This is a genomic window from Trichocoleus sp. DQ-U1, from assembly GCF_039961925.1.
GTDB lineage: Bacteria > Cyanobacteriota > Cyanobacteriia > Cyanobacteriales > FACHB-T130 > FACHB-T130.
Genome location: NZ_JAMPKB010000009.1, coordinates 114,894 through 126,919 on the forward strand (window position 1 = coordinate 114,894; position 12,026 = coordinate 126,919).

At 44.6% G+C, this 12,026-nt stretch carries 9 protein-coding genes and 1 pseudogene; 5 read left to right on the plus strand and 5 right to left on the minus strand.

The window, feature by feature from the left end; translation table 11 throughout:
- Positions 1-295: 295 nt before the first annotated feature.
- Positions 296-422: pseudogene (locus tag NDI34_RS06110) on the minus strand (IS701 family transposase); the annotation flags it as partial.
- A gap of 297 nt (positions 423-719) precedes the next feature.
- On the opposite strand from NDI34_RS06110, the gene NDI34_RS06115 reads away from it, so the two are divergent.
- Complete coding sequence (locus tag NDI34_RS06115) at positions 720-2,090, plus strand: PEP-CTERM sorting domain-containing protein (RefSeq protein WP_190430850.1); 1,371 nt, start codon at positions 720-722, stop codon at positions 2,088-2,090.
- Between the two features lie 129 nt (positions 2,091-2,219).
- Here the strand turns inward: NDI34_RS06115 and NDI34_RS06120 are convergent, their stop codons facing one another.
- The 3 genes from NDI34_RS06120 to NDI34_RS06130 form a co-directional block, all read right to left on the minus strand.
- Positions 2,220-3,002 (minus strand): hypothetical protein, encoded by a 783-nt coding sequence (locus NDI34_RS06120; RefSeq protein ID WP_348232157.1) that lies wholly within the window; start codon positions 3,000-3,002, stop codon positions 2,220-2,222.
- A 212-nt stretch (positions 3,003-3,214) separates the two neighbouring features.
- Positions 3,215-3,967 carry a PPC domain-containing protein gene (locus NDI34_RS06125; protein WP_190430848.1) on the minus strand — a complete coding sequence of 251 codons (753 nt, stop codon included), beginning with the start codon at positions 3,965-3,967 and terminating at the stop codon, positions 3,215-3,217.
- A 1,222-nt stretch (positions 3,968-5,189) separates the two neighbouring features.
- On the minus strand, positions 5,190-6,329 hold the full coding sequence (locus NDI34_RS06130) for a catalase family protein (protein ID WP_348232136.1): 1,140 nt from the start codon (positions 6,327-6,329) through the stop codon (positions 5,190-5,192).
- Between the two features lie 872 nt (positions 6,330-7,201).
- On the opposite strand from NDI34_RS06130, the gene NDI34_RS06135 reads away from it, so the two are divergent.
- Positions 7,202-7,789 (plus strand): ParA family protein, encoded by a 588-nt coding sequence (locus tag NDI34_RS06135; RefSeq protein ID WP_348232158.1) that lies wholly within the window; start codon positions 7,202-7,204, stop codon positions 7,787-7,789.
- Positions 7,786-8,118, plus strand: a complete 333-nt coding sequence (locus NDI34_RS06140; protein WP_348232159.1) for a hypothetical protein — start codon at positions 7,786-7,788, stop codon at positions 8,116-8,118. The genes NDI34_RS06135 and NDI34_RS06140 overlap by 4 nt, the downstream gene beginning before the upstream one ends.
- Positions 8,119-8,206: 88 nt before the next feature.
- On the opposite strand, the gene NDI34_RS06145 is transcribed toward NDI34_RS06140, so the two are convergent.
- Positions 8,207-10,087: a DUF4157 domain-containing protein gene (locus tag NDI34_RS06145; protein WP_348232160.1), complete on the minus strand. Its 1,881-nt coding sequence runs from the start codon at positions 10,085-10,087 to the stop codon at positions 8,207-8,209.
- A 653-nt stretch (positions 10,088-10,740) separates the two neighbouring features.
- On the opposite strand from NDI34_RS06145, the gene NDI34_RS06150 reads away from it, so the two are divergent.
- Both NDI34_RS06150 and NDI34_RS06155 read left to right on the plus strand, forming a co-directional pair.
- Positions 10,741-11,373, plus strand: a complete 633-nt coding sequence (locus NDI34_RS06150) for a recombinase family protein (RefSeq protein WP_348232161.1) — start codon at positions 10,741-10,743, stop codon at positions 11,371-11,373.
- A gap of 465 nt (positions 11,374-11,838) precedes the next feature.
- Positions 11,839-12,026: helix-turn-helix transcriptional regulator (locus NDI34_RS06155; RefSeq protein ID WP_348232162.1), on the plus strand; the 188-nt coding region annotated here is incomplete at its 3' end.

Genomic DNA, 12,026 nt, shown 5'->3' on the forward strand with positions numbered 1-12,026 from the left:
CAGCAAATAATAAATCTGTGAGCGAGCGCTCACAGATTTATCAAAATTTGCGCCGAATGCAAGCTGATTATTACCAAAAGCGTCAAATTTTTTGGTAAGGTAAGGGCAAGAAATACAGTGAATTCCAGGTTTATGAAGCACAGTAGCAGCAGCTTGCAAACCAGTTTTTTAAGTGCTTAATATTCACGCTCATCGAGTGCAGTAGCAATTAGTGTATCAACCATCTTGGTAGTGGTAGGCGAGAACTGACGTCAAAAGGCTTTTAATTGTGACCACCATAAAGCATGAAGCAGTCATTGAGAAAACGACTCAAGGCACTAGCAGATTTAACGAGAGCTGAACTCGGGGAAGGGATGTCCCTCGGCTTCCAGAAACAGTCCCAATAACGCTTGCAGACTATCGCGTTGGTAAGCCGTCGGCATCAAACTGAGCAAGGTGTAGACTAGCGTTTGGGTGTGGGCAAGAAGGGTTTCTATTGTTCTTGCTTTATTTGATTAGATTTCACGCCCTTTTCTGCCATATATGGCAATTTCTTGCAATATTAGAACTATTGTACTGGTGCACTATCGGAGATGATAAAAATGATGAAATGTTAATCGCTGTGACGGCTGTTACTGTATGGGTTGAAATGGAGTAGTGCAATAATCTATTTCTAAAGATAGTGTTCATTTAGCCTTATATACTAATTCCAGTCCTATCTCACAGTTAGTAAGTTGACAATGATGAAAAATAAATGGTTGTGTTCGAGTTTTGTCGCTGTAACCGCAGCAGCAACACTTGTGGGGGTTAATTTAGAAGCCGCAACAGCAGTAACTTTATCTAGCAACTCGTTAAGTTCTTTAGCAACCAGTAGTACCCAACCTTTTTATTTGCCTAATTTAACAGGAGCATTTTCGGTTGGTACAGTTTCCTACCAGTTTACCGACTTCAACCGCACCGAAATTTTTGACCCTAGTGGTGCAGCAGGCAATCGACAGTTAGCCGTTCAAGTTTGGTATCCTGGTCAAGCGTTACCAGGAGCAAGTTCAAAGGCTTACCTTGAAGAGGCTGGAATACCGATTGTTTCTGGATTGTTAGGTATTGAACCGGATATTCTCAGTTCAATTCGTCCCCATGCTTTGTCCGCAGTCCCAGTTGCAACGGCTCAATCGCGTTATCCAGTTGTCTTTTTGTCTCCTGGGGGAGATACAGGTTTCCTAGAGCAGTATACAGCCCAAGCAGAGGAGTTAAGCAGTCACGGCTACGTTGTGGTCGGCATGTCCCACACCTACGAATCGCTGGTAACAGTATTTCCAGATGGGCAAGCTATTCAAGCAAATCTCGATTTGCTGCCCAGCTTTAATCCACCCCCAGAAACTTTAGAAGATTTCCAGAAGATGTTGGAAACTCGCAAACAGCTAGTTGATGTCCGAGCGGCTGATGCTCGCTTTGTATTGGATCAACTAGAGCAAATCAATGCCAATGACCCCAAAGGGTTGTTAGCAGGAATCTTAGATCTAGATAATGTTGGGATCTACGGGCATTCTATAGGGGGTGTCACGGTTCCTGAAGTTCTGCGTTCTGATTCTCGCTTTAAAGCAGGATTAAGTTTGGATAGCGATCCATTCCTGGGTTTTGAACATGCCATTCCGGAAGGATTAGACCAAGCTTATATGATTGTTTCCGATCGCAATAATTCTGCCAACTACGATAATGTAGACGAATTTTTTGCCTCGCTAGGGTTAAGAAATGATGGTTACAGTGTGGCAATTGGAGGCATGGGGCACGGTAATTTTTCGGATAATCCGCTCCTTTCGCCCCTTCTTTTAGCTAATGGTTTTCCACCAGAGAGGTTACAGTTGGGTTCTATCGATCCTTTATTAGGTACGCAAGTTGCCAATGCTTATAATCGTGCCTTCTTTGATCGGTATCTCAAAAATATAAATTCTCCTCTACTTCAGGGTGCATTACCTGATGGAATGAATCAAGAGGATATAACGTTTGTCAAAGTATCCCCTGCTACTTCTATCCCAGAACCTTCTACAACTGTTACTCTATTCGGATTAGCAGGATTAGGATTACTCACTACTAAGAGAAAGAAGACTTGTTAGGGGAAATAGTCTGAAGTCTTCAACCTGTTAACCATAAAGCGATCGCCTGTAGTGAATGGCGATCGCTTGAATATTTACCCTCGCAGGTAAAAATTGGTTAGTGGTTAACTATAGCAATGAGCAAGGGCTTTAGTTTTTGGCAGGAAGAAAGTTATCGTGGAGACTTACTAAACCATCACCGTAGATAACTTTAATTTCATGCTTACCCCCGTTTTTTCTAGAAAGAGTATAGATAAAATGCTGATGCTCTGAATTTAATCCTGTCAATTCATAATTGAGAGTATCTAAGGAGAACAAATTTTTATACTGTGCTAGAACTGCATTGAGTTCTTCTTTACTAAACGATTCTTCCTCGATGTTCACAATTTGACTTAATTGCTCAATTTCTTGGCTTTTAATTGCGCCCATATATCGTTCTACTAAACGATTAGCGTAAAAAGAATAGAGCAAAAATGGCTCGGTCAAACGAATAGTTTGGTCTTGATAAACAGCAATTTCTTTGCTAATGCCACTACTGTTATAGATGCGGTAATTAAAGCGTTGGATAGGAGTTCGATTGCCTGTTTGACCGAGTTGTTCAATATTAAGGCGTTCAAAATTAGTAATTTTTCCCCCTTGAAAGTAAGTCTGATAATGGTTGAGGGCTGCTTGCACATTTTCAGTGGTACGATCGCGCTCTAGCAAGTAGGGAATAAAGAAGTCAACATCTTTCTCATTAATTGCCTGAATCGTTGCCACAATTAACGCATCAGCTTGTTCAGGTGTTAGAGGCTTTAACGTTTGAGCGTCTGGAACTTGAGTAGTGGTTTGTGGGGATAATGTTTCCCTTTGGGTGGGTAGTTGTGCTGCTTGAGTGCATCCTAAAAGGAGGAAGCTAAACAGCATACTGATGAAAATTTTTGACTTATTCATGGCTTGAAGTGGGCAATATTTTTATCTAAATTACGCAACTGGTATATTATTTTCAGTTCGTAGTGAGGAATCAAGCCCTCATTTCTAAGGGTTAAAGCCCTTACTACAAACAAAAAAATTTTTTTTGACACTTGCGTAAGTCCTAAGAATTTCTAGATGTGCAGCCAACATTTAATGAAGGAATGTCTTCAACAGCTTGTTCGCAATACTCATCAAGATCGATTAATAGTCAAGGTGTACTCTCCTGCTTCAAACAAACCATTGCTTTGCACTTTGCCTTGCACATGGATCTGATAGGTTCCTGTTTTTGGGAGCTTAAAGCTAAAGCGGTTCGGATCAGAATTGTGAGCAGAAAGTCCATTAGAAGCAACGGAAAATTCATCAGGATCGAAAACTGTAACAAGGGGATTAAATTGGTTACTCTCAACAGCAATTGTTACTGTCTGACCTGCTTGACCGGAAAAATTATGACGGTTTATTTGTCTTTGCCCAATCCATCCACCCTCCCGCACCTGAGAATTACGAGGTGGTTGAGGAAGACGAGGCTCAACCGGGGTTTGCCCCCCATTTTCCTGAATTGCTAGGGTATAGTTTCCCCGTGCGGAATTTCTTGCTCCTTTGACAACAACCGTATAAACTCCAGTTGTAGGAAGATTTACCCGAATTTGAGAGTTTGTCCCATTAGCATTATCATTCTCAGCAATTAAACGACCATCTGGATCGTAGAGTTCCAAGTAAGAATCGAACTGGCGACTATTTAAGGAGATGGTAACAAATTGATTGAATTCAGCACGAAATTCGTAAGTTTGGTGGCTTCCTTGGTTCAATCGCCCCTCTTGACGAATATTTAATCGAATAGACTGAGCGTAAAGGGGTTGGGAGATCAATAGGGGTTGGATGAGGGGAATTCCTGCGATCGCTAAAGGCATCAGAAACAATAAACTGCTCTTAGTTAGAAATTTCATTGTTGCTAGAAGGTTAAAATTGAAGCTGTTTCACTAATCAGTTTTGAGCAATCAGTAATTTTCTGAATTTCTTACGCCTACTCATAACTTATTTAGTATTCGATCACCAGCATATTCGGCTGCAAAGCTATTTACCTTCCCCCATCTTGCTCATGCTGTTGGGTGAAACTATTGGGGCTAATAAATATGATAAAATTTGTTATCTGTTGGAGGAAGTTGAGACAGTGATCGCTGTCTGGTTCTGTGGGATGCATGGTACAAACTATAAAAGGATTGTGGGGATTCATCTAGCAGTGATTGCAGCTTATCTTTTCAAGACTGCTCCGGCTGCTGTTGAAGGGTGTGATCGCGCTCCTCTCAAGAGCAACACCGCAAGGTAGAATGCGGTCTGTGCGATTTGCGGATTGACTTATGGCTTTGAAGCAATAGGCCTCATGGAAAAGTCGTAGATGGGATGGTTACAGTTGGGAAAGTAATATATGACAATGTAGAGCCGGATCTTCCGCCAGTGCGATCACCAGTTAAGAAATGTATGTAGGACAACTCGGAAGAAAATCCCCTATCAACTCCAATCGAGGGTTTTGGTTTTATTGAGAAGAACTCCCGAACCACTGCTAAGAATGCGCTCACCCCAAGTTGTTGTACTTAAATTTTGATAGGACTCAGCGTAACTAGCTGCGACCCCTAAAATATGAATTGAATACAGTGATATAACTGTGATTAATTTTTCGATGCTACTCGGAACCCTGGCTTTTAGAGCCAGGGTATTTTTTATATTTTGGTTCCAATTAAAATTAAGGGCATAAAACTTGTGCCTTAAAGACGACCGTTTATGAGATACATTTTTAAAGTTAGTACAACGCGCCTGAAACCCATTGATACCGTGTCTTATAACCCATCTTTTTATTTATGTCTCGTGAGACAATTAATAAATGAGTTATAAGACGTTTTAATGAAAATTGGGTATTGCAGAGTTTCATCCAACGACCAAACATTAAAAGTTTTTAGATAAACTATTTCAAATGCAAGAAGCATGGTTGCCAGCGTTAGAGTACTGGTTTCTACCTGAACTTGATCCTGAGTTGAATTTAAGATTGTTGATGCAAGCTAATGCGATTACCTATAAACCCATCGCATAATCCCTGCCTAACAAGCCCAATGCAGCGGATTCTCATATATCGCTGGTGCTGAGTTTTAGGCATCTAACACCGCTAGCAGCTTCCTAGTCCGGCATTTCCTCGATGCTTCGTGGTTCCCTGTTGGGCTGCTGGTTCATCTGATGACGGTAACGACTGGACGCCTCATAGACTTCCTTGCGTAAACGCTGAATCGATCCCAGCGGCTGATGCTCTGCAATACAATGCCAGGCGTTGAACGACAAGACGTCATCCACGTACACCTGCCGGGCAGGACTGTATGCCTCCTGCATCCCAATTGTGAGTTTGGCGATCGCCTGGTAAGGACTTTCCCCTTCTGACCACTCAATCGACGCATCCTCGATCGGCATCGTCTCTAGATTCGTGCAAAGCTGGACACGGAGTTCATACTCGGCAGACTGTTGCCGGAAGAACTCAACGATTATATCTCGCAGTACAGAAGCGTTCTGTGTATCAATGCGTTTGCCAATGAGCGGCTGAAGGCTGGCGGAGACGGGAGTGATACTCAATTTAGCAATGTAATCTCCATAGCGCAGGGCAGCAGAGGTATGGTAGGTTTCCCCCAGAATGTGAGTTTCGGGCTGGGTGAGGCCTAACGCGCTCGGATAGAGGTTGATCCCTACTTTCTGAGTCATCGCATTGGTCATTCGAGCAACCGTTCCGAATAGCTGTTGTGCTTCCTCTGGGGCACTGACCACAACCTTTTCCTGGAGCAACTGCTCTGGGAGAAAGCGAGCAATAGTGCCCGATGGAAAGACCGGACTGTTAATCATCAAAAAGTCCTGAGTCACAGCATCAGGTTCCGTCTCTAGGAGCTTCGGTCCTGCCACGCCAATAACCTTGATGCCCATGCCGCGGAAGCAAGATAGACCATCCGGCATGATGTCACCGGGAACGGTTGAGAAGCGAATCATCACCGGATAAGTGCGGGGTTGGCAAAACAATCCCTGCGCGAGATGGGCAGGCAAGTTGTCGTAGATCCTCAGTTCCCCCTTCAGTCCGCCATGACTCTTGGCATGAGCGCCCCGCATGGCATGGCGATGTTTATCAAACACCTTCTGCCCCTGCCGGGCAACGGAATCAACGATTTCGCGAATCAGCCGCTCCTCGTCGGGTTGCTTGACTTCTAAAGTTTGGGAGTAACGGATGAATGGTTTAGGGGTGAGCATTGAGCGATCGATTCTGTGGGAACTGAACTTATACATCTGTAGTTTAAGGATTTGCTCCTGGCTCCTGTACTTCATCCTACTTAAGGAGGAAATGACTCAGAAGGCAAAACGGCAAAACGCTCTCGATGACCGCATTGAATCCGGTTGTTTAGCAAACGCGGCAAAAACAACTTTAAGGCTAGAACCTTTGCTGAGCGAATGTTTCAATCTCTCTTTTCTGTAGAATTCAAGACATTTAAATCGTTAAAACCTTTGATGAGTAAAGCTTTCACCCAGAAAAATCTCACGATTACAACTCTCATCAGCTAAAAATCGCTGCATCTGGGCTGACTCCTATTGAGTGCGGAAGAGCAAAGGAAGCGTCGCGTATCCGATACGGGTGAAGGTAGACTCATGGAAGTTAACTGACAAACAGAACTATGACGAACTCTGCAAAACATTACCCCGAAAAGCTTTTACTTTAAAAAACCCTGGTCAGTATCAGAGGAAAGCTTGAAGTCCAAAAAATGTGAATAACAATCTATCCGGTTCGCGTAGTGCTGATATTTGCCGCCCTTGTAAGCCTCCGAAACGCGATTACTATTGTTGCAGTGCTTCTCGGGGCTAAATAATCTCGTTCATTGTCCGGTCGGGCTTACTTAATCAGCGGCTTGGGTTCTCATAGCAACTCTACCTAAAACAGTATTTGGTTGGGCGAATCCAGCAACAGTGAAACGCTCATGAATCCGTTAGCCGCTGAGAGTAACTCCACCGAAAAGAGTCCAATTAGGCGGAGTCCAACTCCCTCATTCTGGCATACTCAAAGGTTATTCAATACTTAAAAATATATAATTTTGCATACGCATAATACTGTTATTCCAGCGGAATATAGTTTCAGCTAGGCTTGTAGAAGCACCTCTGAAAACATCATGATTATTGCAATCGCATCCCTCAAGGGTGGTTGCTCAAAAACCACTACGGCTATTCATCTGGCAGCTTATCTTCAAACCAAAGCGCCAACCTTGCTTATTGATGCAGATAAAAATCGCTCAGCGCTGACCTGGGCACGACCTGACAAACTTTCCTTCAAAGTCGTCTCGGAAACAGCAGCACCCAAATATATCAAAGACTATACCCACATTGTTATAGATACACAGGCTCGCCCCTCCCCTGAAGACTTTGAAGAATTAGCCGATGGATGCGACTTGCTCGTACTGCCGACAACTCCACGAGGATTGGATTTAGATGCCCTGGCACAGACAGTCGAAGTTTTGCAGCCACTGGGAGCTAAATTCAAAATCTTACTGACCCAGATTCCAGCTCGCTCCGCTGCCGCTAAAGATGCTCGACAATCTTTGGAAGATTTAAAACTGCCAATATTCAAAGCTGAAATCAAAAGATTAGTTGCCTTTGAGCGATCGCCTTTACTCGGCGTCACCGTTAAAGATTATCCCGACCCACGCGCTTTAGATGGTTGGAAAGGATATGTCGCAATGGGCAAGGAGATTCTGAAATGACTCCAAAAAAAGGTAAAGACGAATCGATGTTCAAATCCCTACTTAGCCAAGCTCGTGGCAAGGATGACCAACCGGAAGAAACTTTTATAGAACCAGCTCCTATAGAACCAGCACCGGAAGCAGTTGAACCTCGGAAAGCTGGCAGACCCAGAGGACGGAGAAGTAATCCTGATTACACTCAAATATCTGCTTACATCCCGCTGGATCTGCTCTTGGAAGTACAAACAGAATTATTGAAAGAGCGGAAATCGAAACGACAACGGAGCGCTATCGACGTGAGTCGGTTGGTGGAGGAACTGCTACAGAAATGGGTAGACGAGCGTAGATAAAAAGTTAAGTGCCAATTGGCGCGATTGTTCGTGGAAAAGAGAAGGGTGTTAGAGACTAAATAGTTAACTCGGTTTATCAAAAGGTTAATTACATCCCCATTGGAAAATACATAGGGATTGGGTACTTCATTTCGACTTGAGTGCGCTCCGCCTTGTAGCGTGCAAGGAAAGCGGCTACCGCACCTGCAAAGGACGGTTCAGACGGCAGCGCCTGTTTCACCATTGCCTCGGTGATAAAACTGAACTGGGCAAACTGCGTGGAATAAGCCCAACCGTCTGGGCTGTGGTCAGATAAGACTTGCTGCTTCTCGAAGGTGCTGAGCTTGTTGATGATTGCCTGAATATCTGACCCGGAGCCAACACGAGACAAGCGGTTTGGGTTGAGCCATGCGTCGAGCTGATGGAGGTTGGCACGTGTATCAACCTTAGCGAACTCACTGCCGTCCTGGTAGCCGATGCCCACAGTCGGCATGGTGTCCTTGTTTGGGTCAAAGCCGGAACCGCGAGGTGTGAAAATATTTCCGAGGTTCATGCCATATTTCCAGCGATCGCCAATGTCTTGGATGTTGGGTTGATCGAAACTTGGAACGGTGCCGGAATTGTTGTAAGGGCCTTTGGATAACTTGTCCTCGCCAGTCCACCATGCGCCAAGTCCGGCAAATCTCTTCTTACGAGCAAGGTAGTTAAGCTGCTCCACTGACTCTTTCGACATCCTACTGTACATGGGCTGGATTAGGGTCTGCTCCTCAGCAAGAACCTGTATATCCCAATTGAGCGCCGCCCTACCCTTAAGTGAACCACCGTCAAGCAACTTCTTCAGTTTGGGTAGCACATTATCGAAGATGACCTGGTTGCCCTCGCGCATGATACCCTGCAACTCGACGTTGGCCATGCCAAGCGCGTCGTTGGCTATCAAGTGTTCCGCATCCATGTCCGCGATCTGGTGCGCGCCGTTTGCGACTACATATGCGGCGAGCGCCCAGCGCGTGGTATAGCCTAGGGAAGCGGTGTATTCGTAGAACCACTTGTAGAAGTCGCGCCGCTCTACAACCTTCACGTACTGACTCGAATCGACAGCGTTGAGGTTGGTCAAGCAGGCATCTTTCCATCGCTGTGTGTTGTTCTGGCGGTCTGTGGTAGTCCAGTCCTGCTTGCCCCGAATATTACTGTCATATCTTACCTCCTTGCGATGGATTGCCGCTGGCGCAGTGCCGTTTACTGTGGTGCCCACTTGCTGCACCACATGAGTCAACTCATGCGCCGTCAACTCATTATTCCCCGGAGACTTCCCTGCCCCAAAGTAAACATCACTCCCATGAGTAAAAGCCTGAGCGCCCAACTCCCGATTCATCTGCACCGCTTCACCACCCGTATGCACTCGCACTAAGCTAAAATCAGTACCAAATCGGGGTTCCATGAAGGAGCGTACTTCATTAAGTAAAGGACTTCCGCCACCTTTACTTTTATTCAGATGAGTTTCAATCTCACTACTCGCTTCATGACTCCCATCTGATTGAACTCTTCTTTGCAATAAAGATTTTCTTTGAATTGGCTGCTGTGGTTCCTGACGTTGAGCAGCACGGAGTATAGAGGCAGTTAAAGGCGACTTTGATTCTTCACTGGGTTGACGTTGAACAGATGATTGGCTATCTGGGGTAGGCATTGCCATCACCTGTGCGGCTACTTGATCAGCTTCCTGCTCATATTTATCCCTTGGCGGCCCGATTGTAAGTTTGGGTTGAATAACTTGGGGGAGATCGCCATAGACTTTCACCTGAGCGAAGTGATGACCAAAACGAGTAGCTCTATCTAGTTGTGTTTGTAAGTCAGGTTGCTCACCGAATTGCTCGGTTGCGACTGGTTCTACTTCAGATAAAAATGAGCGTTGCTGAAATTGTGGCTGAGCCTGGGTGGTGGTAGTAGTCGGTGTTGATGAGGTTTTTACTTGGGCTTCGACTTTTTCGCTCATGAACTCCACCTAACGTGATTTTTCGGATTGTTATTGGGTTCTCTTTGCCGTTTGCTGCGTTAGCTTTACACCTTAGTGCTGCTATTTTATTAGAGGTTTTCTGAAACCTCCGTGTATTTACATAACTCTTAAACTCGGTCAAAGTCACCGCAACAATCGTCTCTATTAAAGCTAAAACTACTGGATTATTACTCGATGTTTACTGGCAGATGTCCCTGCTGTGAGATGCTCTTTAAGATGAAAAAACCGCCCTCAGTACATTGGGATTGCTCCCGGCGCGGATGGGTGGATGATAGCGGGTGAGCGATCGCACTTTTTAATCACACCAACGCTCAGTAATTTAGATACCTGCCCAACCAAAAATTAATTTGAAAAGAGCGATAGCAACAAAGACTTATTACGTCCCAATTGGAACTGGGGCAGCTATCTCTTTTAATTTCAGACGCAAGTACAAACGATTGATACACGCTACAGCGGTTCATCTCATTTAATCACTAGCCGATTGTCTAGACACTTAACTAAACATTTAATTAAAACAGCTACTTGACTAAGTAGTTTGTCTCAATAAAAGACTTCCCTAAATGGGACAATTAATTAAGCATTAAAAAAACGCTGGGATAAGGATTTCAGCCGCTAGATTTTATGAGCCTTAAATGGGACAGATCAAACTACGAAAATCAGTCATTTACTGCCGAGTGAGTACAGGCGAACAAGATTGCGATCGCCAAGAAAAAGATTTACTCGCTTATGCGGCACGAGCAGGTTTTGAAGTGGTCAAGATTTTTAGAGAATCTGCATCAGGCTCAAAAGACGACCGACCAGAACGAAGGAAAGTTTTGGCATTAGCACAGGCACGAAAAATTGACGCAATTCTCGTAACCGAGCTAACCAGATGGGGGCGCAGCACTATCGACCTAATTACTACACTGCAAGAATTACAAAGTCGAAAAGTGTCGCTCATCGCTCAGACTGGATTGGAATTTGACCTGTCCACACCACAAGGAAAGTTAATCGCAACCTTGATGTCAGGGCTGGCAGAATTTGAACGCGACCTAATCAAAGAGCGAGTACGGTCGGGCATGGCAGCGGCTAAATCGAGAGGTCAAAAGTTCGGTAGACAACCGGGGTACATTCCGGCTCTAGTTCGAGAAAAAGAATCAAAGGTGCTGGAGCTAATACAGCAAGGACTGTCCTACCGGAAAGTTGCCGAGTCACTGGGGCTTTCAAAAAACACCGTGATGAGAATTGTGCGGGATTCACGAGAAGCGCTGCCGAATCAAAAATAAACTCCAATAGCGCGATTACACCATTGGGATTTCCCGGAGACCCGTCCCAATTGGGACGAAATGAGAATAATCGCCTCAAAGTCAAAGTTCAGATCCAGATGGTTGTAGCTAGGAGTACGGCTAGGAAAAGAAGAGATTTTATCCCGTTTAAGTTCTCTTGAATCTTGCATCAGGGTCACTACTTGTCAATGCCTAATTTTCCCGTCATCCACTTAACCGACTCATGAGATAGGTTATTCATCAAAAAAAGTCCTCTTATCTTCAACATTGAAAGAGTAATTGATCAGCCAAAGTTTTCTGACTTTTAAAAATAGGTTCGATGAGGGAGTAGAAAAGAGTTATTTAACTGAGCTGTTTATCAATTCTTGACCCGATTGTATTGCAAAGGTTCTGCCTATCGATAGTAGAACACTATTTATAACACTTGGTATAGTTGGTGAGAATGTACTTGATGGCTTGTGCTTCATGCCTGTAATTGACCAGTCCGACCTAACCTCTCTCGTGCGGGAAACGCGGCAACGTCTGGAACTCTCACAAACCAAGTTTGCACAGAAGCTAGGGGTTTCATTTCAGAGCGTTAATCGTTGGGAGAATGGGCGGACTAAGCCCTTGCCGATTGCGTTGAAGCAGATTGAACACTTGCTGCATCAGAT